25 protein-coding genes are annotated in these 24,653 nt (G+C 68.7%); 14 read left to right on the top strand and 11 right to left on the bottom strand.

Going from position 1 to position 24,653, the window contains the following annotated elements; genetic code table 11:
* Positions 1-433: 433 nt before the first annotated feature.
* Positions 434-3,634 carry a sacsin N-terminal ATP-binding-like domain-containing protein gene (locus ACWF99_RS14930; RefSeq protein ID WP_452536308.1) on the top strand — a complete coding sequence of 1,067 codons (3,201 nt, stop codon included), beginning with the start codon at positions 434-436 and terminating at the stop codon, positions 3,632-3,634.
* A 1-nt stretch (position 3,635) separates the two neighbouring features.
* On the opposite strand, the gene ACWF99_RS14925 is transcribed toward ACWF99_RS14930, so the two are convergent.
* Complete coding sequence (locus ACWF99_RS14925; RefSeq protein ID WP_378631972.1) at positions 3,636-4,403, bottom strand: TetR/AcrR family transcriptional regulator; 768 nt, start codon at positions 4,401-4,403, stop codon at positions 3,636-3,638.
* Here ACWF99_RS14925 and ACWF99_RS14920 point away from each other — a divergent pair.
* Positions 4,381-6,405, top strand: a complete 2,025-nt coding sequence (locus ACWF99_RS14920; RefSeq protein WP_452536306.1) for a neutral/alkaline non-lysosomal ceramidase N-terminal domain-containing protein — start codon at positions 4,381-4,383, stop codon at positions 6,403-6,405. The genes ACWF99_RS14925 and ACWF99_RS14920 overlap by 23 nt on opposite strands.
* On the opposite strand, the gene ACWF99_RS14915 is transcribed toward ACWF99_RS14920, so the two are convergent.
* The gene (locus tag ACWF99_RS14915; protein ID WP_452536304.1) at positions 6,402-6,662 is read right to left on the bottom strand and encodes a DUF2530 domain-containing protein; all 261 of its coding nucleotides are present in this window, start codon (positions 6,660-6,662) and stop codon (positions 6,402-6,404) included. The genes ACWF99_RS14920 and ACWF99_RS14915 overlap by 4 nt on opposite strands.
* A 62-nt stretch (positions 6,663-6,724) precedes the next feature.
* Between ACWF99_RS14915 and ACWF99_RS14910 the strand changes: the two genes are divergently transcribed.
* Positions 6,725-7,162 (top strand): MarR family winged helix-turn-helix transcriptional regulator, encoded by a 438-nt coding sequence (locus ACWF99_RS14910; protein ID WP_378631979.1) that lies wholly within the window; start codon positions 6,725-6,727, stop codon positions 7,160-7,162.
* On the opposite strand, the gene ACWF99_RS14905 is transcribed toward ACWF99_RS14910, so the two are convergent.
* Positions 7,163-7,564, bottom strand: coding sequence for a YccF domain-containing protein (locus tag ACWF99_RS14905; RefSeq protein ID WP_378631982.1), 402 nt, complete (start codon positions 7,562-7,564; stop codon positions 7,163-7,165). It lies immediately after the preceding gene.
* A gap of 25 nt (positions 7,565-7,589) precedes the next feature.
* Between ACWF99_RS14905 and ACWF99_RS14900 the strand changes: the two genes are divergently transcribed.
* Both ACWF99_RS14900 and ACWF99_RS14895 read left to right on the top strand, forming a co-directional pair.
* The gene (locus ACWF99_RS14900; RefSeq protein ID WP_378631984.1) at positions 7,590-8,393 is read left to right on the top strand and encodes a TrmH family RNA methyltransferase; all 804 of its coding nucleotides are present in this window, start codon (positions 7,590-7,592) and stop codon (positions 8,391-8,393) included.
* Positions 8,390-8,689, top strand: coding sequence for a DUF2537 domain-containing protein (locus ACWF99_RS14895; protein ID WP_378631985.1), 300 nt, complete (start codon positions 8,390-8,392; stop codon positions 8,687-8,689). The genes ACWF99_RS14900 and ACWF99_RS14895 overlap by 4 nt, the downstream gene beginning before the upstream one ends.
* Before the next feature lie 3 nt (positions 8,690-8,692).
* Here the strand turns inward: ACWF99_RS14895 and ACWF99_RS14890 are convergent, their stop codons facing one another.
* The 4 genes from ACWF99_RS14890 to ACWF99_RS14875 all read right to left on the bottom strand — a co-directional run bounded on the left by ACWF99_RS14890 (position 8,693) and on the right by ACWF99_RS14875 (position 12,341).
* Positions 8,693-9,412 (bottom strand): DUF6928 family protein, encoded by a 720-nt coding sequence (locus ACWF99_RS14890; protein WP_452536301.1) that lies wholly within the window; start codon positions 9,410-9,412, stop codon positions 8,693-8,695.
* Between the two features lie 163 nt (positions 9,413-9,575).
* Positions 9,576-10,589 carry a septation protein SepH gene (sepH, locus tag ACWF99_RS14885; protein WP_378631990.1) on the bottom strand — a complete coding sequence of 338 codons (1,014 nt, stop codon included), beginning with the start codon at positions 10,587-10,589 and terminating at the stop codon, positions 9,576-9,578.
* A gap of 312 nt (positions 10,590-10,901) precedes the next feature.
* On the bottom strand, positions 10,902-12,023 hold the full coding sequence (gene serC, locus ACWF99_RS14880) for a phosphoserine transaminase (protein ID WP_378656444.1): 1,122 nt from the start codon (positions 12,021-12,023) through the stop codon (positions 10,902-10,904).
* Positions 12,024-12,119: 96 nt separating this feature from the next.
* Complete coding sequence (locus ACWF99_RS14875) at positions 12,120-12,341, bottom strand: hypothetical protein (protein ID WP_452536298.1); 222 nt, start codon at positions 12,339-12,341, stop codon at positions 12,120-12,122.
* Positions 12,342-12,386: 45 nt separating this feature from the next.
* Here ACWF99_RS14875 and ACWF99_RS14870 point away from each other — a divergent pair, with 45 nt between their 5' ends.
* Together ACWF99_RS14870 and ACWF99_RS14865 are read left to right on the top strand one after the other, a co-directional pair.
* Positions 12,387-13,058 (top strand): TetR/AcrR family transcriptional regulator, encoded by a 672-nt coding sequence (locus ACWF99_RS14870; protein ID WP_452536296.1) that lies wholly within the window; start codon positions 12,387-12,389, stop codon positions 13,056-13,058.
* A 67-nt stretch (positions 13,059-13,125) separates the two neighbouring features.
* Positions 13,126-13,764: a hypothetical protein gene (locus tag ACWF99_RS14865; RefSeq protein ID WP_452536294.1), complete on the top strand. Its 639-nt coding sequence runs from the start codon at positions 13,126-13,128 to the stop codon at positions 13,762-13,764.
* Positions 13,765-13,789: 25 nt separating this feature from the next.
* On the opposite strand, the gene ACWF99_RS14860 is transcribed toward ACWF99_RS14865, so the two are convergent.
* Both ACWF99_RS14860 and ACWF99_RS14855 read right to left on the bottom strand, forming a co-directional pair.
* Positions 13,790-14,521, bottom strand: coding sequence for a polysaccharide deacetylase family protein (locus ACWF99_RS14860; RefSeq protein WP_452536292.1), 732 nt, complete (start codon positions 14,519-14,521; stop codon positions 13,790-13,792).
* A 296-nt stretch (positions 14,522-14,817) separates the two neighbouring features.
* Entirely contained in the window at positions 14,818-15,942 is a 1,125-nt protein-coding gene (locus tag ACWF99_RS14855; protein WP_101464507.1) for a citrate synthase 2, read from the bottom strand.
* Between the two features lie 76 nt (positions 15,943-16,018).
* On the opposite strand from ACWF99_RS14855, the gene pdxH reads away from it, so the two are divergent.
* The 5 genes from pdxH (at position 16,019) to ACWF99_RS14830 (ending at position 20,918) form a co-directional block, all read left to right on the top strand.
* Positions 16,019-16,723 (top strand): pyridoxamine 5'-phosphate oxidase, encoded by a 705-nt coding sequence (gene pdxH / locus ACWF99_RS14850; RefSeq protein ID WP_378632006.1) that lies wholly within the window; start codon positions 16,019-16,021, stop codon positions 16,721-16,723.
* Between the two features lie 68 nt (positions 16,724-16,791).
* Positions 16,792-18,075, top strand: a complete 1,284-nt coding sequence (locus ACWF99_RS14845) for an MFS transporter (protein ID WP_452536289.1) — start codon at positions 16,792-16,794, stop codon at positions 18,073-18,075.
* A gap of 258 nt (positions 18,076-18,333) precedes the next feature.
* Positions 18,334-19,647 carry a citrate synthase gene (locus ACWF99_RS14840; RefSeq protein WP_101464504.1) on the top strand — a complete coding sequence of 438 codons (1,314 nt, stop codon included), beginning with the start codon at positions 18,334-18,336 and terminating at the stop codon, positions 19,645-19,647.
* A 63-nt stretch (positions 19,648-19,710) separates the two neighbouring features.
* Positions 19,711-20,070, top strand: coding sequence for an FKBP-type peptidyl-prolyl cis-trans isomerase (locus ACWF99_RS14835; RefSeq protein WP_378632011.1), 360 nt, complete (start codon positions 19,711-19,713; stop codon positions 20,068-20,070).
* Between the two features lie 221 nt (positions 20,071-20,291).
* The gene (locus ACWF99_RS14830) at positions 20,292-20,918 is read left to right on the top strand and encodes a hypothetical protein (RefSeq protein WP_378632013.1); all 627 of its coding nucleotides are present in this window, start codon (positions 20,292-20,294) and stop codon (positions 20,916-20,918) included.
* 49 nt (positions 20,919-20,967) lie between these two features.
* On the opposite strand, the gene ACWF99_RS14825 is transcribed toward ACWF99_RS14830, so the two are convergent.
* Entirely contained in the window at positions 20,968-22,125 is a 1,158-nt protein-coding gene (locus tag ACWF99_RS14825) for a YhgE/Pip domain-containing protein (protein WP_378656466.1), read from the bottom strand.
* A gap of 277 nt (positions 22,126-22,402) precedes the next feature.
* Here ACWF99_RS14825 and ACWF99_RS14820 point away from each other — a divergent pair, with 277 nt between their 5' ends.
* Complete coding sequence (locus ACWF99_RS14820; protein ID WP_378632017.1) at positions 22,403-23,065, top strand: hypothetical protein; 663 nt, start codon at positions 22,403-22,405, stop codon at positions 23,063-23,065.
* A gap of 97 nt (positions 23,066-23,162) precedes the next feature.
* On the top strand, positions 23,163-23,315 hold the full coding sequence (locus ACWF99_RS14815; protein WP_452536286.1) for a hypothetical protein: 153 nt from the start codon (positions 23,163-23,165) through the stop codon (positions 23,313-23,315).
* Between the two features lie 53 nt (positions 23,316-23,368).
* On the opposite strand, the gene ACWF99_RS14810 is transcribed toward ACWF99_RS14815, so the two are convergent.
* The gene (locus ACWF99_RS14810) at positions 23,369-24,625 is read right to left on the bottom strand and encodes a sensor histidine kinase (protein ID WP_378632022.1); all 1,257 of its coding nucleotides are present in this window, start codon (positions 24,623-24,625) and stop codon (positions 23,369-23,371) included.
* Positions 24,626-24,653: the final 28 nt, after the last annotated feature.

Below are 24,653 nucleotides of genomic sequence, written 5' to 3'. Positions count from 1 at the left end.
CGGAGTCGGCCGATGAGGTCGTCACCGCCGAAATCGCCTCGGATACCGGGGTTCCCGCCGAGACTGTTTCGGCCGAACCCGCTGTCGAGGCCGAACTCACCGTCGGCGACGAATCGGCCACCACTGAGACCTCGGCCGCTGCGGATGCCGAGGGCTCTTCGGGCGCGTCAGACGAGGTGGCGACTGCTGCCGACGCGGTCGCGGGCGCGGAGGCTGCACCTGCCGCCGAGGTTGTGTCGGGCGCTGAGGGTTCCGTCGAGGGCGAGGCCGCGGTGTCGGGCCCGGAGGCTCCCGCTGAAGGCGAGGCCGCGGTGTCGGGCGATGCGGGTTCCGGTGAAGCGGCGGAGTCGGCTGATCTGAGCGAGCACGGATCGTCGGTGTCGCGCTGAACGGAGCGGGTGACCCGTTCGGTACCGCGGAGCTGCGGGCCGGAGTGCTTGCCGCGTGGCGGGATTCGCCGACGCGGTTACGCGAGGACAGTGCCAGCGAGGCGGATCTGGTGGCCGCGGGCTACCGGGATCGGCTGCTCACCGAGCTCGCGCAGAACGCGGCCGACGCCGCGGCGAAGGCCGGTGTCGCGGGCGAGCTGATCGTGCGGGTACTGGACGGTCGGCTCCACGTCGCGAATACCGGTGCGCCGCTGAGTGTTTCCGGTGTGCACGCGCTGACGGCACTGCGTGCCTCCGGAAAGGCGGGTGCCGCCCAGGTCGGTCGTTTCGGTGTCGGCTTCACCGCGGTGCGGTCCGTCGGTGACGAGATCGAGGTCCGATCGACGACCGGGTCGCTGCGCTTCTCCCGTGTCGCCACGCTGAACGCCTTGCACGACACCGGCATCGGCATCCCCGACGACCTCACTACGATCGCGCCCCCGGTCCTGCGCCTGGCCTGGCCGGTGCCGACCACCCCACTCGCAGGCACCGACACCGAAATCGTCGTACACCTGCGCGACGACATCGACCCCGAAGCCCTCCTCGACGCCATGCGAGCCGAGGCTCCCGACCTCCTCCTGGAACTACCGGCCCTCCAGCGCATCCGAATCGATACCGACCAATTCACCAGCGCGGTACAGATTCTCGCCAACACTCGAGCCACCGACGCCGTTCGTCCCGATGCCGCCCGGGCCGCTGTTCCCGCCACCGTCGGCACAGCCGCAGCCGACGGACCGGACGCCGCGGACGAGCTCGACGCGAACCTGTCCGCCGCCGACCACCCCGGCACGCTCTCCCAGCTGACGATCACCCTCCCGTCCGGCGCACGCCGAGCGTGGTGGCAGTACCGCACTCCCAGAGCCCGCTGGCTACTCCCACTCCGCCACGGCCGCCCCGTCGCGGCTGCCCCGGATGTCCTGCGCGCCCCCACTCGATCCGACGAGGAACTCTCGCTCCCCGCGATCCTGGTCGCCGATATCCCGATGCAGCCCGACCGCCGCCGCCTCCTTCCCGGCGCCCGCATCACCGAATTGGCCTCCGGATACGCGGATTTCGCCCGCGCGCTGCCGCCCCAGGACCGCCTCGTCCTGGTCCCCACGCCCGGCTTCGCCCGCAGCGAAGCGGACGCGATCCTGCGCGAAGCCGTCATCGCCGAGCTTCGTACCAACTCCTGGCTCCCGGTGTGCGCCACGCGCGACCACACCACAGCCGATCCCTCGGACTTCACGGGGCCCGACTCACCGACTTCGTCCGAGAATCTGCACCTGCCGGGACAATTCGGCACCGATGACGCCGCACAGAATAGTGCTCCCGACCTCGGGGACCTCTTCGCATCGGAGGAGCCCGGCACATCCGGCCACAGCGTCGCGCCGCGATCAGGGCCCGGCACGTCGGCCTCGAACGACCTCCCGGATCTAGCGGCTCTCTTCGCATCCGAGGATGCCGAAGCGACCGGCGACGACGGATCCCATCTCACCTCGGGCGAATCCGCACCGCACAGCGATCCTTTCGCGCCGGAGGAGTCCACCTACGAACCGGTCGCAGCGGACTCGCCGTGCAGCACGCCGACCCGCGCGAGCGTATTTCCCGACCTCACGCCGGAATTGGCCGCGTTCCTCGCCGAGATCACCGGACCGCTGGTGATTCCGGAGCTGTCCGGCCGTGCCGGTCAGGACAAGCTGGCGGTCCTCGATGTCCATCGGCTCGGCCCGGCCGCGGTGGCCGAGCGGTCGAGCGGACTGGAACGTGAACCACGCTGGTGGCGGCGGTTCTACGCCGCCCTGGAACCGTTCGTCGTAGATACCCGAACCGCCGAGGAATTCGGCGCGCTGGCCGTGCCGCTGACCGACGGGCGGCTGGTCACCGGGCCACGGACCGTAGTGCTCGACGATCAGCTCACGGTGGCCGTACCGGTGCACTGGGCGCGCCTGGTGCACCCGGACGCCACGCACCCGCTCCTCGGTCGGCTGGGGGCCCGCAGCGCGAGTTCGGATGACCTGCTCACCGATCCGGCCCTGCGCGACCTGCTCGAGCACGATCCGGCCGACCCGGACACGGTCGCCGCGGTGCTCCAGCTGGCTCCCTTCGCCTCCCATGGCTCGCTGCCCGACTGGCTCGGCCTGCTCGAATTGCCCGACGAAACAGGTGAGCTGAGCCCCGCCGACGAACTGCTGCTGCCCGGCGCCCCGCTCGCCGAAGTGCTGGCATCCGACGCCCCCTTCGGCACCATCGCCGACGCTGCCGTCGCCGAGTACGGCGAGCAAGCCTTGCGCGCGATCGGTGTCGGCTGGGGTTTCGCGGTGCTCACCGATCCGGAACCGATCGGTCCCGACCACGACCTCGACGACGAACAGTCCTGGTGGGACAGCCTTTCCGAAGATCCCCGCGAGCTCGTCGCGGTCCGCGACCTCGACCTGGTCGACGAAGACCGCTGGCCGGAAGCGCTGCGCCACTTGCTGTCCGAGCCGCGCACCCGCGCCCTGCTCGCCGATCGCGACGGCTACACCACCTGGTGGTTGCACCGCCACGCCCATATCGATGGCATTCCGCTGGGTCGGCTCCACCACCCCGACGACAACGAATTCGACGGACTCCTGCCGGTATTCGCGGCCGTCGGCATCGAAGGCCCCGACCTCGATGCGCTGCGCCCCGCTCTCGTGCGCCCGGACATCATGTCCGCCGCGCTGGCCGAGGAACTCCTCGACGCACTGGCCGATCCGTCGAAATCCCCTGCCCCCGAGGTGATCGCCCGAACCAATGCCCGTCTGGCCGCCGCGGTCGCCTCCGGCGCCCTCGATCCGCGCGAACTGGATCTCCCCGAGCGGATCCGCGCACTGTCCGGCGACGTCGTCGACGCGAGTACCGCCATGGTTCTCGACCAGCCGTGCTTCGGATTGGTGGTTCCGCCGCAACGCCTCGTCGTCGGCGACACCGCGCACGCGGGGGCGTTGGCCACCCTGCTCGACCTTCCGCTGGTCTCGGAGGAGGTCAGCGCCGAGGTGCTCGGCACCGGGCGCCGAAGTACCTGGGCGGCGGAGCCTTTGGGCGTGGTGCTGCGTCAGCTGTGGTCGCCGCAGGATGTCACCGGCGAGCTGGTGCTGCACGAAACCCTCGAAGTGCATCTGCGCGGGGCGATCTCGGGCACTGTCCACGTCCCCTGGTGGTGCGAGGGCGACGTGACCCACGCGCAGGCGCCGCGCGGCTGATCTATTCCGCGTGCGTGGCGACCATCTCGGCGAGCAGATCGAGCTGAACCTGCACGGACTCGCTGTCGTCGTCGACCAGCCACCGCAGCACGATCCCGTCGATCACATTGAGGATGAACCGGCTCAGCGTCGCCACCGGCGTGTGCCACCGCGTCTCGGTCGCCTCGCTGCAATGGTTGATCACATCGGCGACGGTGCTGTCGTTGAACCCGTACTGCTCGCGGGCGATCGCCAGCTTGGCCGGCGTCGATTCGCCTTCGCGCAGCGCGTAGGTGGTGGTCTCGTAGGTCAGCAACTGCCGTTCGGGAGTGGCTTCGATGTTGCGCCACATCAGTTCCAAACCGCGGCGCACCAATTTCTGAAGTGCTTCTTTTCCTGTTCCGGCGTCTTCCCATACCGTTTCATCGGCATCGACGGAATCGCGCAATTCCATCGAGAGCGCTTTGACCAGCTCGGTCATCAGCGCGTCCTTGTTTTCGAAACAGTAATGCACCACACCTAGCGAGACGCCTGCCGCTTGGGCGACATCGCGCGTGGTCACGCCCGCCACGCCCTTTTTCTCGGCGAGACCGATCGCTGCCTCGATCAGGTGGGCTCGTCGTTCTTCGACGCTCAATCGGGAGGACACTGTGCGAGTTAAGCGCTCACGCCACGAACAGTCAATTCGCCGGTCCGCCAGAAAATCCTGGACATTTGACCAGTTGATGTGGTTGTCTCCGAAATGGAAGTTGCGAAGGAGTCGCCCGATGTCCCTGTCCCGCCGCACCATGCTCGCTGCCTCGGCACTGGGTGCCACGGCACTGCCCATCATCTCGAAGAGGGGAATGCCGGTCGCGCACGCGAATCCCGAGGGATTCGAATTCGGGCTCGGCAGTGCCGATCTCACGGGCCCGGCCGCGGAATGCGGCATGATGGGCTACTCCCAACTCGAACAGACAACAGCGGGAATTCATCTGCGCCCACGCGCGCGTGCGTTCGTGATCGGTGCGCGCGGATTTCGGATCGCGTTCGTCGCGGTGGAGAACGGCGCGGTGTTCGCCTCGGTACACGGCGCGGTTCTGCTCGCGCTCGCCCGCCGTTTCGGTGACCGGTATTCCGAGCGGAATGTCGTTCTCACCTCCACGCACACCCACGCCAGTTGTGGCGGTTCCGCGCACGACTACGCCTACACGCTGGCGACGCTGGGATTTCAGCAGCAGGTCTTCGACGCCGAGGTCGACGGAATCGTCGAGGCGATCGTGGCGGCCGACGCGGACTTCGGGCCGGGCGCCATCAGCCTGGGGCGCGCAGAACTCCACGACGCCAGCGTCAACCGCTCGCGCGTGGCCTTCGAGCGCAATCCGGCCGCCGATCGCGCGGTCTTCCCCGACGCGATCGATCCCGCGGTGACCACGTTGGTGTTCGCCAGACAGGGTCGTCAGGTCGGCGCGCTCACCTGGTTCGCCACCCACAACACCTCGATGACCAACGCGAACCGCCTGATCAGCTCCGATAACAAGGGCTACGCGAGCTACGCCGCCGAGCACCTCGAGCACGGGGTCCGCCACCTCGACGGCGCCGGCTTCCTCGCCGCGTTCGCACAGACCAATGCCGGTGACATGTCGCCCAATCTCGGCCTCACGCCCGGCAACGGCCCGACCACCGACGAGTTCGACAACACCAGGATTCTGGGCGAACGCCAGCATCACGCGGCGAAGGAGGCGGCGGCGCGGGCCGCCGCACAGCAGGCCGAGGTCGCCTCGATGCTGTGCTACATCGATCTCGCCGCACTCACGATCGACGGCCGCTTCACCCCCGACGGCGCCCCGCGACGCACCTCCCCGGCCGCGGCGGGTGTCTCCCTGGCGGCGGGCAGCGTCGAGGACGGCCCGGGCCTGCCCGGCGGCCCGATCCCCGAAGGGGTGCGCAATCCGATGGTCGACTTCCTCGGCGGCATCGACCACCCGCACCCCGCCTGGCTCGCCGATGCCCAGGCCCCCAAGGCGATCTTCGCCCCGCTCGGGCTGATGCCGCCCGTACCGTGGGTCCCGAATGTGGTGCCGATCCAGCTGATCCGCATCGGCGACCTGTATCTGGCCGCCGCGGGCGCGGAATTCACGATCGTCGCCGGGCTGCGCGTGCGCCGCGCGGTGGCGGCGGCGCTGGGCGTCGAGCTGGAACAGGTGCTGCTACAGGGCTATTCGAACAGCTACCACGAGTACGTCACCACCCCCGAGGAGTACGACTCGCAACAGTACGAGGGCGCTTCGACGCTGTTCGGCCGCTACACGCTGTGCGGGTATGTGCAGGAATTCACCAGACTGGCAGCGGCGTTCGCCGCGGGTCAGCCGGTCGGGCGCGGGCCGGCGCCACGCGATGTCTCCGCGCTGCAACCGAACTTCGCCGCCGCGCCAGGGCCCGACGCGACCCCGCCCGGCCGTAATTTCGGTGACGTCCTGATCCAGCCGTCAGCCTGCCGACGCGGCGAACAGGCGGCTGTCGAGTTCGTCTCGGCCCACCCGAAACACAATCCGCGCCGCGGTGACACCTTCCTGCACGTGCAGCGAAAGACCGCGGCGGGCTGGGAGCGGGTGGCCAACGAAGGTGAATGGGACGTCCGTTTCCACTGGCGCGTAGCGGGCGCCTCGGTCTCGATCGCCCGCTTCACCTGGGACATCCCCGCGACGGCCGAACCCGGTGCGCACCGATTCGTGCACTACGCCGACGCGCTGGGCGCGGACGGCACGCTTCGCCCGGTTGTCGGGACCAGCGACGAATTCGCGGTGAGCTAGTCGGTGTCGAGGCCCACCTGGGCGCCCTTGTCACCGCGCCGCGCGGAACGCCGCTGCAACAGGAAGATCGACGACCCCAGCACGCCCACCACGAGCCCCATCAGGCACACCGGGCGGGCATCTGCCCAGCTCGCGTTCATCCACACGACCGCGGTCGCGATGACCCACAGGGCGAAGCCACCCAGCACCACGGGGCGTGGGTCGACCAGGATTCTGGGCAGTTGAGGTATCTCGGGACTGACAGGTCCGGCGTCCATACCCAAACAGTAGCCGTGTGAAACCCGTCAGCCCAGCCGGATTTACCGTAGAGTTCTGCACTGTGACAACGCCATCGGACGTCCGTGCCCTGGCCGGTGACCTATCACTGGCCGTCGTGCGGCTCACGAGACACCTGCGCGGACGCCGTTCCGATGCGCAGATCTCGCTTACTCAGCTGTCGGCTCTGGCGACGCTGGCTCGTGATGGCGCGATGACGCCCGGCGCGCTGGCAGGCAAAGAACGCGTTCAACCGCCGTCGATGACCCGTGTCATCGCCTCGCTCGCCGACCTCGCCCTGGTCCAGCGCCGCCCGCACCCGACCGACGGCAGGCAGATCATCGTCTCGCTCTCGCCCGCCGGTCGCGCGCTGATCGCCGACGAGACCACTGCGCGCGAGGTATGGATGACCGGTCAGCTCGCCGGACTGCGCCCCGAGCAGATCGCAGTGCTCGGGGAAGCCGTCGGCATCATGAACCAGATCGTCGCCGAATCGGAGTGATCAGCTCGATTGGCGCGCCGCGTCGGCCGACACCACGTCATGGCCGAGCGGGAACAGTGACAGCGGCACCAGCTTGAGATTCGCCCAGGCGAACGGCAGACCGATGATCGTCACCGCCAGCGCGATGCTGGTGAACACATGGCCCAGCGCCAGCCACCAGCCCGCGAAGACGAACCAGATCACATTGCCGATCAGCGAGCCCGCGCCCGCACCGGGTTTGTCGACGACGGTGCGGCCGAACGGCCACAGCACGTACCCGGCCAGGCGTAGCGAGGCGATCCCGAACGGGATGGTGACGATCAGGATGAAACAGATCAGTGCCGCGAGCAGGTACCCCAGCGCCATCCAGAACCCGCACAGCACCACCCAGAGCACGTTCAAGATCAACTGGACAATCTTCATGCTTCCAGCATGCCAGGATTAGCCGGTGGCCGAAGTGATCGATATCGACGACCCCACCGACCCGCGCGTCGACGACTTCCGTGACCTGTCCAATGCCGACCGCAGGCCGGACCTGCCGGGCCGGAAAGGCCTGGTCATCGCCGAGGGCGTCGTGGTCGTGCAGCGGATGCTCGACTCGCGTTTCACGCCCAGCGCCCTGCTCGGCGTCGGGAAGCGTTTCGAGACCCTCGCGGGCGATCTGGCCGATCGCGATCTGCCGTACTACCGTGCGAGCGCGGAGGTGATGGCCGAGGTGGTCGGCTTCCATCTCAATCGCGGCGTACTCGCCGTGGCGCCGCGTCCGGCGGAGCTCACCGTCGACGAGGTGCTCGACGGCGCCCGCACGGTGGCGGTCCTGGAGGGCGTCAACGACCACGAGAACCTGGGTTCGATGTTCCGCAACGCCGCCGGGCTCGGCGCGGACGCGGTGCTGTTCGGCGACCGGTGCGCCGATCCGCTCTATCGGCGAGCGGTACGGGTGTCGATGGGGCATGTCCTGCGGGTGCCCTTCGCGCAACTGCCGCAGTGGCCGGCGAGTCTGGACCTCGTACGGAACAAGGGTTTCCAGATCATCGCGTTGACGCCGAACCCCGCGGCGGCGAATCTGGCGACGGCGATGACGGGGGAGAAGGTGGCGCTGCTGCTCGGCGCCGAAGGGCCCGGTCTGACCGAAGAAGCCATGCGCGCCACCGATGTTCGCGCGCGCATCCCGATGTCACCCGGAACCGATTCGCTCAACGTCGCGACCGCGGCGGCGATGGCGTTCTACGAACGAGTGCGCACGTCATGAGCAAGGAATGTGAGGGACCGTATCGCGCGCAAGCGGATTCGGTGCCATGGGCGGCAGGCGGCACCGTTGTCGTACTGGTCGCGCTGCTCGGCGGGGTCGCGGTCTACGCCTTCGGATGCGCGCTGGCCGCGGTCAATCCGCTGCTGGCGATCGGGGTGAACGTGGTGGCGGCGGTCGGGGTGGCGCCGACCGCATGGCGGTGGCGGTTCACACCGGTGGTGCGGTGGGTGCTGGCCGGTGCGGCCGCGGCGGTGGTGCTCGGCTGGATCGCCGTGATCGTCTACCAGCTCAGCTGACGCTCACAGCACCCGATCGGCACCGCGCAACCACCCGAAGAGTCCGCGCTTGCGGCGCGTCGCCGCACCGGGACGACCGACCGGCACGCGCTTGTGCTCCGGTGCCTGGCCTTTCGGATACAGCGTGAAACCGCAGACCGGCAGATCGCCGGGAGCGAGCCGGCCGGAAGCGGCCGGGGTCAGGTAGCGGAAACCGAGCCATTCGTCATTGGCGGCGTCGGCGAAATCCGGTGGATCGAACGGCAGTGACTGCGGTTCGGGACGGTCCGGCACCGGACGCTCACCCGCCCAGAAGGTGCGCTCCCACACCATCGGGAGCCCTTCGTTCTCGAGAATGTCCACCCGGGTGGAACTGAACGACCGCCGGAATTCGCCACGCTCCCAATGCGCGAACGCACCCCAGTGCAGTGTCGTGTCGTAGGACACGAGATAGGTGTGTTCGGAAGCGAGCGGGCGCACCAGCAGATCGGGCAGCTTCGTCGGATGTACCAGCGCGGCCTCGGCCGTACACACGACGGTCAGCCCGGGATAGCAGCCGATATAGACCTCGTCCCGATCCGGTGCGGCGCACCCGGCGAGCGTCCCGACCATGTGCGGCCGAACGTCGTGTTCGCTGTACAACTGCCCGGCCAGCGCCGCCGCCGCGACAGGATCGGATTCGACGGTTCCGGTCAGCACCGCCACCGGATCAGGCGTGTCGACATACCAGAGCGTAGAAGCCACTGTCCCGCCTCTCTGTCCCGCCTCTCCGGGTATTCGAGCCAGACTCAGGTGGGTGGCTCGACGGCGTCGGCGGCTGGCGGACGTGGTACGTCAGTTCGTTCCCGACGAGTTACCCATGTACTTGCGCGATATGGCGACCGGGCCCCGGACCGTCCGCATGCTTTCAGTTGCCGGAGCTGCGGACGCCGAGCAGAACGTCTTCCCATGACGGCATGGGCGCCTTGCCGCGCTTGGTCCGCGCGGGCTTCGGTGCGGGCTTCTCGGCTACCGGCTCCTCGGCGGGCTTCTCCGCTTGCGCCGCGGGCTGGCTCGGCGTGGCGGGAACAGCGGGCTTCGGGGCGGCGGGCTTGGGCGCGGCGGGGATCGGTGCCGCGGGGATGGGCGCGGCCGGAATCGCCGCCGTGCCACCGCCTGCCGCGACCTGACGCTGCTCGTAGTACTCGTCCACGTTCGGCGCCGGCCGGCTCTGCGGGCGCGCGGCGGGTGCGGCGATCTGCTCGCGCGGACGCGGCTCCACCGGGGTCGGCGGTTCGAGCGCCGGCGAGGCGGCCGGAACCGGCGTGGGCAGGATCGTCGCCAGCCCACGCAGCGCGCGGCCGAAGTCGGGATCGATCAGGTCGTTGGCCGGGTCGTCGAGCGGGGACACCGAGCCGCCGTGCGCGTCGGGCTGGTAGCGCCAGTGCGCGGCGATCTCGGAGTGACCGTGGCGCCACTGCAATTGGGCGACCCAGAAACCCTTTTCGTCTTTCCAGGCATCCCACTCGGCCTGCTCGATGGTGTGGCCGCGCTCGGTGAAGGCCGCCGTGACGATCTCGTGCAGCGTTTCCACCGAGGGGCCGTCGGGACGCACCGGGTGCGCCTTCTGCGCCAATTCGGCGGCGCGCGCACGCTCGAGCAATACGGGGTAGGCGAATCGTTCGACTTTGGATTCCGGCATACCGGACTCTGCCGTGACCTGCTCGACGGACGCTCCAGCGCGAATACGGGCCTGGATATCGCGAGGACGCATAGTCGCCTCCGTTTCGATCTCGATCTGGCCGAATCGTGCGAGGTCGCCGCGCGCCGCCGCGCGGAGCTTGTCGTCGGCGGGCAACCGGAACTTGGTACCGGACTCGGTGTCGCTGCACACGATGTGCGTGGAGTCGGGCGTCACCCCGATCACTCGAAGTTCACGCACCGTTACCTCCCTATCGCGTCGGCTACGACACCGCCCACTTTCCTAGACAGTAGTGCACATTACTTGGCCGCGGCAGCAGACACGCACGACTTAAATCGCGCACCAGCCGTGCCCAGGGGGCTAATCTGAGCGGCTCACCACCCGAATTCGGCTTGTGTGCAGGGGTTTTGGTGATAGATCAACATCAAATATCGATACCGAGATCTGTCGAAACTCGGCGAATATTGCGAATGTGTGCAGTCCGAACAAGAAGGGCCGGTGCGCGGCGAACCGAATGGGTTCACCGGGCGCCGGCCCTATCGCGGTCTTATCTCAGAGCTGACCGACGACCCAGTCGATCGAACGGGTCAGCTGCGAAACATCTTCCGGGTCGATCGCCGGGAACATGCCGACGCGCAGCTGGTTACGGCCCAGCTTGCGGTAGGGCTCGGTGTCGACGATGCCGTTGGCGCGCAGGATCTTGGCCACCTGGGCCGCGTCGACCGCGTCGTCGAAGTCGATGGTGCCCACGACCTGCGAGCGGTGCGCCGGGTCCGACACGTACGGGGTGGCGAAGGAGCTCGACTCGGCCCACGAGTACAGCCGCGAGGACGAATCCAGGGTGCGCTTCACGGTCCAGTCGAGGCCACCGTTGGCGTTCATCCACTCGATCTGGTCGGCGAACAGCAGCAGGGTGGCCAGCGCCGGGGTGTTGTAGGTCTGGTCCTTGGAGGAGTTGTCGACCGCGATCGGCAGCGACAGGAACTCCGGGGTCCAGCGACCCGATTCCTTGATCTCGGCGACGCGGGCCAGCGCGGCCGGGCTCATGATCGCGATCCACAGGCCACCGTCGGCGGCGAAGCACTTCTGCGGGGCGAAGTAGTAGACGTCGGAGTCGGCGATGTTCACCGGCAGACCGCCCGCGCCCGAGGTGGCGTCGATGGCGATGAGGGCGTTCTCCGAACCGACCGGACGCGACACGGGGATCGACACACCGGTGGAGGTCTCGTTGTGGGCCCAGCCGATGAGGTCGACCGAGGGGTCCGACACGGGCTCGGGCGCGCTGCCCGGCTCGGCCTTGACGACGATCGGGTCGCCGATGAAGGGGTTGCCCTTGGCCACCGAGGCGAACTTCGAGGAGAACTCGCCGTTGGTCAGGTGCAGCGAACGCTCGCGGATCAGGCCGAAGGCGGCGGCATCCCAGAACGCGGTGGTACCACCGTTGCCGAGCACGACCTCGTAACCGTCGGGCAGGGAGAACAGCTCACGCAGGCCGTTGCGCACGCGCGCGACGACGTCCTTGACCGGCTTCTGGCGGTGCGAGGTACCGAACACCGAGGCGCCGACAGTCACCAGGGACTGCAGCTGCTCCGGGCGGACCTTGGACGGGCCGCAGCCGAACCGTCCGTCGGCGGGCTTGAGGTCGGCGGGAATGGTCGGGAACGCACTGGTCATGGGGGCGAGTTTAGTGGTCGGCCGAAGCCCGTACGCGCACGGGGGCGGGTCGGGAACCGGCTGTGAGACGGCCCACTCGCGTTCGCCGGAGGATCTTCAGGACACGCCGGTCATGAAGTCGACCAGCCCGAACGGCGCGCTGTCGCCGATGCACAGGTCGAGGATGCGGTGCGCGTCCGAGGCCGCCCTCGCGCTGCGGGGGAACAGTGCCGCTTCGTAGGCGGCGAGTGCCGCTTCGCTGTCGCCGGGGTGCGCGGCGATCGCCGCGGCGAGTTCGGCACCGGTGATTCCCGTTCGACTTCTGGAACGGTGTTCCACCGACCTAGTTTGGAACGATGTTCCAGAAGTGTCAAGATGGTGTGCATGGCGACACGTCCCCAACGGACCACCCGACGCGGCGACGCGCTGTCGAAGCAGCGGATCGTGGACGCCGCGATCGAGATCCTCGACGCCGACGGCGAGCGCGCGCTCACGTTCCGTGCCCTGGCTTCGCGCCTGGAGACCGGCAGCGGGGCGATCTACTGGCATGTCGAGAACAAGAGCGATCTGCTCGCCGCCGCGTCCGGCGGCGTCATCGCCCGTGTCCTCGCGAGCTCGGACGACAGCGCGGAACCTTTCGCCGCGATCCGTGCCGTCGCGCTCGGGATGTTCGATGCGATCGACGCCCACCCGTGGGTGGGCGCCCAGCTCGTCCGGGAGCCGTGGCAGCTGGCGATAGTGCAGATCTACGAGCGCATCGGCGCGCAGCTGCGGCTACTCGGCGTCCCCGAGCGGTCGCTGTTCTCTGCCGCGTCCGCGCTGGTGAACTACATCCTCGGCGTCGCCGGGCAGAACGCGGCGAACGCTCGGCTCGATGTGCACGAGGGCGACCGCTCGGCTTTCCTCGGGGCCGTCGCCGCCCGCTGGACACAGCACGACCCGGCGGAATTCCCGTTCGCCCATCAGATCGCCGAGCAGCTGCGCGAGCACGACGACCGCGAACAATTCCTCGCCGGAATCGACTTCGTTCTCGCCGGGATCGCCGCCCTCGGCTGACCGCGTAAATGCGGTGAGTGCGAGGAATTTGCCCTTGTGCGAAGGACGTTCGCATTACCCTTCTGCCATGAGCCTCGTTGTGGCCGACTCGGGTCGGACCCTGCTCGACCGGTGTGTGTGGGCGTTCGGGCGGCGGCCGGGGTTGCTGTCCGAGGGAGCGCGGCGGGAACTGCTGATCAGGGGGCTGCCCGCGATGGCGAGCGTGCTGTCGGTACGGACACGCCGGGGGGAGGGCGGCTATCGGTTCAGCGTGCGGGTGTCGGTGCCGGGGGAGCTGGCCTACGACGCGCGGGTCCGGCAGCGGGTGCGTAGCCAGGACCTGGAGTGGATGCAGACCGGCGACGTGGTCGGCTGCCGGGTGGACCCGGGGGACCGGGAGCGAGTTGTGCTGTTCGTGCCCGAGGTGCCGGAGTCGGGGCGCAAGGCCGCGGCCAAGATTCTGGCCAACGGGCGGCGGGCGGAGGCGATCGTGCTCGCGGTGGCGCCGATCGCGGCGGACTACACCGGACGCGACGATCCGGTGCTCCGGCTCGATCTCGAGATGCGGGCCTGGGACGAGCCGTTGCCGTGGCGGGTGCGGTTGATTCAGCCGGTGCCGCTCTCGGCGGTCGGCCAGATCGAACTCGGAACGCGGTTGGAGGCGGCGTTCTTCACTGTCGACCGAGGGGCGTCGGTCGCGATCGATTTCGCGGCGTTGACGCGCTGAGCGCGCCTGCCGCGCGGGGCGTCCGCTACAAGTGGACGAACGTGAAACCCGCTGTGCGCAGGGCCGGAAGCGCCGCGGCCATTCCGGCCGCGGTCCCCGAACGGGGACGGTGCAGATGCGCCAGCGCGATACCGCCGGGAGTGGCCGCGCTCATCGCCCGCTGCACCTGTGCCGCCGACGCGGTCGCCCCGAAGTCGGCATTGACGGTGAAACCCAGTGGGGTCTCGCCCAATTCGTGCACGATCGCGACCGCCACCTCGTCGTAGTGCGCGGTGCCCGCGCGAAAGAATCGCGGCGCGCGGCCGGTGAGCTCGATGATCCGCTGATGGTTGTCCCAGACCTCGTACGCGGCCTCCTCGGCGGAGGCGGTGCCCGGGACCTTGTAGGCGGACCGGCCCGACACCGAGAGCGGCTTGTGCGCGCCACCGTGATTGGCCAGTTCGAACAGCGGATTCGCCGCCAGGCGCTGTACCCGGGCCGGGTCGGCGTCGACCCAGCGTTTGTTGAGGAACAGCGTGGCCGGGATCTGTTCGGCGATCAGCAGGTCGATCAGGGCCTGGTCGATGTCACTGTTGCCGGGACCGCCGCACGCGTCGAACGTGAGCGCGAACTGCTTGCCGCCCGTGGGGAAGCCGCTGGTGATGCCGGGCAGGTCGACGCCCCACTGACGCGGGACGGAGCCCGCGTGCCGGCCGGCCACCTGGGCGGGAAAGGGGGCCGGCATCGCCCCCGGGGTGGCGATCGGGTGCGCGCTCACCGGCGCGACAGGCTGTCCAGCGGTGCGACCGGTTTCCTCGTGCGGAGCCGAATCACCTTGTGCGACAGCGCATCCTGTGGCAACTGTGGTGGTGAGAGCAGCGCAGGCGCCGAACAGCCGACGCCGCGACAAACCATTGCTGTGCACGATCCACCCCTCACGAACATGTTCGCTGGGATGTTATCGCCGAACCTGTACCGGTGCTCGTCGAACACGTTCTAGCAGGTGAATAGTTAGACACCACAAGTAGCTGAGAATGAACCGGGCGCCGCGATCGCGGCGCCCGGTTCGACGACTCAGTGCTGCGAGATGGTGGACCAGCCCGGGACCTCGTCCGGGGTACGCGGGCCGGGCCCGGTGTAGATCGCGGCGGGGCGGACCAGCTTGCCCAGCTGCTTCTGCTCGAGGATGTGGGCACACCAACCGGCGGTCCGGCCACAGGTGAACATCGCGGGCATCATGTGCGCCGGAACCTCGGCGAAGTCGAGGATGACCGCGGCCCAGAACTCGACATTGGTCTCGATGGCGCGATCCGGGCGACGCTCGCGCAGCTCGGCCAGCGCGGCCTGCTCCAGCGCCGCGGCCACCTCGAAGCGCGGGGCGTCGAGGCGCTGGGCGGTGGCGCGGAGCACGCGGGCGCGCGGGTCCTCGGCACGGTAGACCCGGTGGCCGAAGCCCATCAGCTTCTCTTTGCGGTCCAGGATGCCCTTGACCAGCGCACGCGCGTCACCGGACTTCTCGACGGCCTCGATCATCGGCAGCACGCGAGCCGGGGCGCCGCCGTGCAGCGGGCCGGACATGGCGCCGATCGCGCCGGACAGCGACGCCGCCACATCGGCGCCGGTGGAGGCGATCACGCGGGCGGTGAAGGTGGAGGCGTTCATGCCGTGCTCGGCCGCCGACACCCAGTAGGCGTCGATCGCCTCGGTGTGGCGTGGGTCCGGGTCGCCCTTCCATCGGGTCATGAACCGCTCGGTGACGGTGTCGCACTCGTCGATCTTGCGCTGCGGAACGGCGGGCTGATAGATGCCGCGAGCGGACTGCGCCACATAGGACAGCGCCATCACCGAGGCGCGGGCGAGATTCTCGCGGGCGGTCTCGTCGTCGATGTCGAGCAGCGGCTCGTAGCCCCAGATCGGGGCGAGCATGGCCAGGCCCGCCTGCACGTCGACGCGCACATCACCGGTGTGCACCGGCAGCGGGAAGGGCTCGGCGGGCGGCAGGCCGCGACCGAACTCACCGTCGACCAGCAGGGCCCACACGTCGCCGAACGTCACCTGATCGGTGACCAGATCCTGGATGTCGACGCCGCGATATCGCAGGGCGCCACCGTCCTTGTCCGGCTCGGCGATGTCGGTGGTGAAGGCCACCACGCCTTCCAATCCGCTGACGAAATCCTGTGGTACCGAGCTGGTAGTCATGGTGACTCTCCTTGCAGGGGCATGCCGATATTTCTGAACCCTAGACCCGGACATACCGCGGAGTAATCTCGCCCCTATGCGTGACCTGGACCCCGCCACGACCACCGCGCCCGACCTCGCCGCGATGCGTGTCGACTACGGCAATCCCCTGATCGTCGCTGCCACCGAACCCGATCTCGACGAGACCTGGGTGGCCGGTGGCTGGGAACCGTTGCTGCGCAGCTGGATCGAGCAGGCACGAGGTGCCGGAGTCGCCGAACCCAACGCGATGGTGCTGGCCACGGTCTCGCTGACCGGCCCCGCGCCGCGACCGGTGGCGCGCACGGTCCTGTGCAAGGGACTCTCGCCCGAGGGCGTCACCTTCTATACGAACTACGACTCGGCCAAGGGCGCCCAGCTCGCCGCCGACCCGTACGCGGCGGCGAGTTTCGTCTGGCCCGCGCTCGCCAGGCAGGTGCACGTGCGCGGCGTGACCGAGCGGGTGTCCGCCGCGGTGACCGCGGCTTACTGGGCGGCGCGGCCGCGGGACTCGCGGCTGGGCGCGTGGGCTTCGCAGCAGTCACGGCCGGTGGCCACGCGGGCCGAACTCGATCGCGTGCTGGCCGAGACGACGGCCCGTTTCGCCGATGTCGACGACATTCCCGTGCCCCCGTTCTGGGGCGGTTACCTGCTGCGCCCCGACGAGGTGGAGTTCTGGCAGGGCAGGCGCGGCAGGCTGCACAACCGCATCGTGGTGCGGATCGACGGGCAGACCACAACGGTCGAACGTTTGCAGCCGTAACGAGCGGTGGCCTATGTCACTGCGCCTAAACATGGGATGACCGGGCGGCAGTGGCTAATCTGCGCTGAGTGAAGCTGCTCGCCGACACCGAACCCCTGCGTAATCGCGACTATCGCAGACTGTGGACGACCAATATCGTCACCGTCATCGGCGCTCAGCTCTCGGTGGTCGCGGTACCGCAGCAGATCTTCCAGATCACCGGCAGTTCCGGCTACGTCGGGCTGGCCGGTTTGTTCGGGCTGGTTCCGCTGGTGCTGTTCGGGCTCTGGGGCGGCGCGCTCGCCGATGTGATGGACCGGCGCACCCTGCTCGTCATCACCACGGCGGGCACGGGCCTGACCGCGGTCGCGTTCTGGGTGCAGGCCGCGCTCGGGGTGAACAATGTGTGGCTCGTCCTCGGGCTGTTCGCCACCCAGCAGGCGTTCTTCGCGGTCAACCAGCCCACTCGCAGCGCGCTGATCGCCCGGTTGCTGCCGCCGGAGCAGATGGCCTCGGCCAGTTCGCTGAGCATGACCGTGCAGAACGTCGGCATGATCGCGGGGCCGGTGCTGGCCGGTGTGCTGATCCCCGTGATCGGCCTGTCGATGCTGTATCTGATCGACTCGATCGCCCTGCTCGCGACGCTGTGGGCGGTGTGGCGACTGCCCGCCTTCCCGCCGACCGGCGAGCAGCGTCGCGCCGGGCTGCGCGCCGTACTCGACGGTTTCCGCTATCTCGCGGGCCAGCGCATCCTGCTCGCGTCGTTCGTCGTCGACATCATCGCCATGGTGTTCGGCATGCCGCGCGCGCTGTTCCCGCAGATAGCGCACGAGACGTTCCACGATCCGGCCGAAGGTGGGGTGGCGCTGGGCCTGCTGTTCGCGGCCATCGCGGCGGGTTCGGTGATCGGCGGCGTGTTCTCCGGGTGGATCCCGAGGGTGCGCAGGCAAGGGCTGGCGGTGATCGTGTGCATCGCGCTCTGGGGTGTGGCGATGGTCGGCTTCGGGCTCGCGGTGGGGCTGGCCGGGCACTGGTTCGGGCTGGGCGTGTGGCTGTGGATCGCGGTGGCCTTCCTGGCGTTCGGCGGCGCGGTCGACATGGTCTCGGCGGCGTTCCGCACGGCCATGTTGCTCAACGTGTCCACCGACGAGATGCGGGGCCGGTTGCAGGGCGTGTTCATCGTGGTCGTCGCAGGTGGGCCGCGGATCGGTGACGTTGCCCACGGTTTCGCCGCGGCGAGCATGGGTACTGCTGTAGCGGCTGCCGGTGGCGGCGTACTGGTGGTGATCGGCGTGGTGCTCGCCGCGCTGGCCTTCCCCGCCTTCGTGCGCTACCGGGTCACCCGCGCGCATTCCACCGTGGCCGTGAATTGACTTGTGCGGCAATCGGATTCGGGAATCGGGTCCGCGTGCTGGGCAATCGCCGGGCACCGCCGCGCTGATGGTGTGGAAAACGGGATCGGCGCAGGTCCCCGCCCCTGCGCCGACCTCACCGCGGCACGTGACCGGTGTGAGAACGGGACAGGACAACCCTGATTGCTCGTCCTGACCGAACAACAGCTAGCGTTAGCGCAAGCGCACCTGTGCCGACCGCACCGGTGCCTACGGTTCTAGCCTGAGAGGGATCCTTCCGTGCCCGCTGAGAACATCACCAACGTCACCGAAGACGCCAAGGCGGTACTCCAGTACCCCGGTGGCGAGTTCCCGATCTCGGTCACCAAGGCCGCGGAGGGTAACGACGGGCTCGACTTGGGCAAGCTGCTGGCCAGCACCGGTTACGTCACCTATGACCCCGGTTTCATGAACACCGCGTCGACCAAGTCGGCCATCACCTACATCGACGGTGAAGCGGGCATCCTGCGCTACCGCGGCTACCCGATCGACCAGCTGGCGGGCCGCTCGACCTTCATCGAGGTCAGCTACCTGCTCATCTACGGCGAGCTGCCGACCCAGGCCCAGCTCGACGACTTCACCGATCGCATCCGCCGCCACACCCTGCTGCACGAGGATCTGAAGCGGTTCTTCGACGGCTTCCCGCGCAACGCGCACCCCATGCCGGTGCTGTCGTCCGCGGTGAACGCGCTGTCGGCGTACTACCAGGACTCGCTGGACCCGCGCGATCCCGAGCAGGTCGAGCTGTCGACCATCCGCCTGCTGGCGAAGCTGCCGACCATCGCGGCGTACTCGTACAAGAAGTCGGTCGGTCAGCCGTTCCTCTACCCCGACAACTCGCTGTCGCTGGTCGAGAACTTCCTGCGGATGACCTTCGGCTTCCCGGCCGAGCCCTACGAGGTCGACCCCGAGGTCGCCGCCGCGCTCGACATGCTGCTGATCCTGCACGCCGACCACGAGCAGAACTGCTCCACCTCGACCGTGCGCCTCGTCGGCTCCTCCGACGCCAACCTGTTCACCTCGGTGTCCGGTGGCATCAACGCGCTGTGGGGCCCGCTGCACGGCGGCGCGAACCAGGCCGTGCTCGAGATGCTCGACGAGATCAAGGCCAACGGCGGCGACGTCAAGGAATTCATCCGCAAGGTCAAGAACAAGGAAGACGGCGTGAAGCTCATGGGCTTCGGGCACCGCGTCTACCGCAACTACGACCCGCGCGCCACGCTGGTCAAGCAGGCCGCCGACAAGATCCTGTCGAAGATCGGCGGCGACGACCAGCTGCTCGACATCGCCAAGCAGCTCGAAGAGGCCGCCCTCACCGACGACTACTTCGTGTCGCGTCGCCTGTACCCGAACGTCGACTTCTACACCGGCGTCATCTACCGGGCCATGGGCTTCCCGACCCGCATGTTCACCGTGCTGTTCGCGATGGGTCGTCTGCCCGGCTGGATCGCGCACTGGCGTGAGATGCACTCCGAGCCGCTGAAGATCGGCCGCCCGCGCCAGATCTACACCGGTTACGGTGAACGCGACTACCGCGCGATCGACAACCGCTAGTTTCGATCCGCCGTTGTCGGAAACTTTGTTGGGTACAGCAATCTATCGAAGGGGATAGCCCGCATGACCAAGCCGGAGATCGAATTCCAGGAGGGCCCCGCGCCCACCGAGCTCGTCATTACCGACCTCATCGAGGGCGAAGGCAAAGAAGCGGTGGCCGGTGGCACCGTCGAGGTGCACTACGTCGGCGTCGAGTTCGACAACGGTGAGCAGTTCGACTCCTCCTGGGATCGCGGCGAGTCCCTCACCTTCCCGCTGCGCGGCCTGATCCAGGGCTGGCAGGACGGCATCCCCGGCATGAAGGTCGGCGGCCGTCGTCAGCTGGTCATCCCGCCGGACCTCGCCTACGGTGCCGCGGGCTCGGGCCACGCGCTCTCCGGCAAGACCCTGGTCTTCGTGATCGACCTGCTCAACGCGAACTGATCGCACCGCATTTCGGCCCGTGCCTCCGCAGGGAGGCACGGGCCGTTGCTGTTTCAGGGGTAAGGCTCCCGCCTCGCGAGCCGCGGGGTAATGTGCCCCGCGTATGACGGAGCCCTACGGCTCCCGTGTGATTCGTTTCCAATGCGTTGTCCATGACAGTGACTTGTTCGATTCGCCCGGGGCCGGGTTCTTCGGGAGTTTCGGGAGGGAGATTCTCGATCATGTTCCAACACAAGGTTGTTCGCCGTGCGCTGGCCGTGGCACTGCCCATCGCCGTGGCGGTGAGCGTGGCCGGGGTCGCGTCTGCGGAGGTCGACCAGCAGACGCAGTACGCGGCGGGATTGTCGAGTGCGGGGCAGGGCTACCGCACCACGGTCGCGCCGGACCTGCGCACCGTAGCCGCCTCGGTGGAGGAGGGCCGGTTCCTGCTCGCACCCGACCGGGCCCGGGTCATCGTCGAGTCCGCGACCGGCGATCCGATCGGGGAGGTCCCCACCTCGTTCACCACGGTCAGCGGCAACGTGATCGCCCTGGCGACCGAGATCGCGTCCGACGGGCGAAGCATGACGGTGACACCGCGGCCCACCGCGGAGGCGAGCGACGAACTGAAGACCATCGCGACCACCCCCACCGCGCAATTCCCCGACCCGGTCCAGAATGCCGCCGCCATCGGCGCCGGCATCGGCGCGCTCGTCGCCGCGGTCGTGTGCATCCCGATGATCACCACGATGATCCTCTACCTGCCGTGCGTCGGCCTGGTAGGTCTCCCGAACGCGTTGATCGGCGCGCTGATCGGCGCCGTGGTCGGCGTGGCCGCACCGCACATCATCCCGCAGGTCCTGCCCTGACCCTGAAAACCCCTGCGGCCCGGTCGAAATCGACCGGGCCGCAGTGCTGTCACTCCCGGACGACTTCGACGGGGTCGGTGAGGGCGAGGGCGAGGGCGGATTGCTGGGACTGGCCTCGTGGGGGGAGGGCTTCGAGGGCCTTGCCGGTTTGGGTGTTGAGATTGCCGACGATGTTCTGCAGGGCGCCGACGCCGCCGGTGAGCTGTTCGACGGCCGAGAGGAGTTGGGCGCCGCCCTGTTCGGCGAGGGTGGGCAGGCCCTTGGCGAGTTCGGCGCCCTGGGTGAGCTGGTCGCGGGCGCCGTTGAGGCGGGCCACGACGGTGCGCAGAAGGGTGCCGAGATCGGTGTTGGGATCCACTGCGGCGCCGGTCAATTCGCTGAGGCCGTCGAGTTGGGTGCCTGCCTGGGTCGACACTGCGCGCAGCGCTTCGAGTTTGGTGATGATGTCGGCGAGCTGCGGGTCGCCCGCGAAGGGGAGGGCTTCGAGCAGGGGCAGGATCTGGTCGAGACCGGAGCCCATGGCGGCCGCGCTGGATTGGACGCCGGCGATGGTGACGCCGGTGGCGCCGAGGGCATCGGCCAGCTGATTCGCCTGCTTCGCCGCGCCGTCGACGGTTTGGTTCAGCAGCTCGATCGCCGAAGTGAGTTGGCCCGCACCCTCTTTCGCGTAGTCGAGGAAGCCGAGCATCTGCTCCGCGCCGCCGCTGAACTGGCTCGCACCGTCGGCGGCGGCGTTCACGCCCGCGCTGAGTAGCTGGGCGGTGAACTGGACCGAGGTCATCTGGTTGCGTGCCTGCGAGACCGCGGCCAGCGCCGCGTCGACGCCGGACGCGCCGATCCGATGCGTCACCACATCGACCGCGCCGTTCACCGTGTTCGTGTCGGCGCCGTCGTGGGTGGTGACGGTCACCTTGGCGCGCTTGGGTTCCGGGGTGGCGAGGGTGGCCATCGACGCGGTGAGGTCGGCGGGCAGGGTGATCACGGCGGCGTAGTCGCCCGCGTCGATCTCGCCGGGCTTCGCGACGGTCCATTCGTAGCCGCCCGCATCCTGCACAGCCTTGGCCACGCGCTCGCCGGTCGGCCCGGAATCGGCGTTGACGAGCGCGATCCCGGTCGGTGCGGCATCCTTGCCGGTACAGGCGACAGCACCGCCCGCCAGCACGAGGGCGGTGGCGAAGCAGAGCAGACGAGCGCGTTTGTCGATCACATCGGCGACGGTATCCCGGAGTTCGGTGCCGGACGTGGGAGATGTCTGAGAGTTCGTTGAGGAAGGGCGGATCGAGGGTAGCTGCCGGTATGCCGTTCGGGTACCACGAGCGATCGCCGATCGATAGCTACCTGGTCAAACTATGCCTTGTGTCACAACATATTCCGCAAACCCCTGGTGATTCGGTACAACTCTCGAGTCAATCGACATCGAGATTTTTTCGATTCGTCCGGGGGGTTCGGGGATTCTTCGGAAGCATCGGGAGGGAGAACCGAACATGTTCAGCCACAACATCACTCGCGCGGGTCGCCGTGCGGTCTTCGCCGCACTGCCGCTGGTCGTCGCGGCGTCGCTCGTCACCACGGGCACCGCGGCCGCTGACGTCACCGTCGCGCGTCAGGCCGAGATCGCCGCCGGGCTGGCAGGCGAAGGTGCCGCCGACGGTGTCGGCTACAAGACCACCGTCTCGCCGGACCTGCGCACCGTCTCCGCGACCGTCGACAACGGCCGCTTCGTGCTCTCGCCCGACTCCACCAACGTCGCCGTCATCTCGGCCACCGGAGACAAGGTCAGCGAGCTGCCGCTGACGTTGACCACCGTCGGTGGCAACAACATCGCGCTGGCTTCGGTCGTCTCCGAGGACGGCCGCACGCTGCAGATCGCCCCGCAGCTGTCCGCCGCCACCACCGACGAGCTGAAGAGCATCGCCACCAACCCCGAGGCCGGTAACCACGACCCCGTCCAGAACGGTGCGGCCGCCGGCGCCACCATCGGCTTCCTGACCGCGGCGATCCTGTGCATCCCGGGCCTGGCCGCGTTCATCATCGGCTACTTCCTGTGCGCGTTCACCTCGGGCGTCTCCTTCGCGATCACCGGCGCGGTGCTCGGCGCGGTGATCGGCCTGGTCATCCCGGAGTCGATCCCGCAGGTTCTCCCCTGATTTCCGCTTCAGTCGCTGCGCGTTAACTGTGCGGTATTCTCGCGAGTGTCTTCACCCCGTGCCGATCAGGCGCGGAACTCACGAGAGTGGAGGTTCGATGTCCGACACCGACGATGTCAAAGCCAAAGCCAAGGCCAAGGCCGAGGGCGAGAAGATCGAGGCGGAAGCGAAGAAGGCAGCGGCCAACGTGAAGGAAGCTGCCGAGCGCGCGGCGGGCAGAGTGAAGGGCGCTTTCAAGAGCGACAAGTAGTAGCGAGCTCGGCCCCGCACCCACATCACCGTGGGTGCGGGGCTTTCGTGTTTCTACCGGGCCGGTCGCACGGGCAGGTCGATGACGAGGCGGGCGCCGCCGAGTGGACTGTCCTCGAAGTACGTCAGCCCGCCGTGCAGCTGGGCCTGCTGGGCCACCAGCGCGAGGCCGAGGCCCGAACCGCCCTTGGTGGCGTTGGCGCCGCGGGCGAACCGCGCGAAGACCGCCGCACGTTCGCCGGGCGCGACACCGGTGCCGTTGTCGTCGACGGCGATGACGATCCGGCCGTGCGCGGTGCGATGTGCCGACACGACAGCGGTGGTGGCGCCGCCGTGCTTCACCGAATTGGTGAGCGCGTTGTCGACGGCCAGCCGCAGGCCCGCGGGCAGGCCCCGGGTCACCAGCTCGGCGTCGGTGTCGATGCGCACCGACAGGCCGGGGTTGTGGCGCATGGCGTCGTGGGCGGCCTGGTCGCACAGGTCGGCGACATCGGTGGGGACGTGGTCGGTCTCGGCGGTGAGATCGCCGCGGGCGAGCCGTTCCAGCGCGGACAGGGTGGTTTCCACCCTGGTCTCGTTGCGGGCGAGGTCGTCGAGGATCTCGCGACGCTGGTCGTCGGTGAGGTCGAGGGTGCGCAGGACCTCGAGGTCGGTGCGGATCGCGGTGAGCGGGGTGCGCAGTTCGTGGGCGGAGACGGCGGCGAAGTCGCGGGCGGTTTCCAGCGCGGCGGCGGTCTCGGCCTGGGCCTGGTCGACGCGGGCCAGCATGGTGTTCACCGCGTCGGCCAGCTTCACCGCTTCGTCGACACCGGAACCGTCGACCGGGCGGTCGTGTTCGTCCGGCTCGCCGCCCGCGCTGCGGGCCGACACCTGCCTGGTCAGCTTCACGATCGGGCCGACCGCACGCCCGGCGAGCAGCCAGCCCAGCGCCGCCGCGGCCGCCACCGCGATCGCCGCGCCCGCGAGGACCCAGCGTTGCTGGTCGTCGGTGGCCTTGGTGGCCTCGGTGGTCGGAATGGCCAGGGAGACAGTGCGGCCCGCGGGCTGGTTCTCGGTGGTGGTGAGCACCCGGTAGGGCTGGTCGTTCAGCTCGACGGTCTGCGAGCCGGGGGGCAGATCCGGCAGCTGGGTCGAGCTCGACGCGGTCACCTGGCCGTCGTCGCGCACCGTGAGCGCCATGGTGTTCTGCAATCCGGTCAGGTTGACGAACCCGGTTGCCAGCACCGGCTCGATCAGCACGATGCGCGAAGCGATTTCCAGTTGTTGATCGGTTTGGGTGACATTATTGCGTTCGATTGCTTGAAAACCCACGAAAGCGGCGATCGTGACGATGATGACA

This window comes from Nocardia sp. NPDC055002, assembly GCF_053608825.1.
This window is presented reverse-complemented; position numbering and strand designations above follow the sequence as displayed.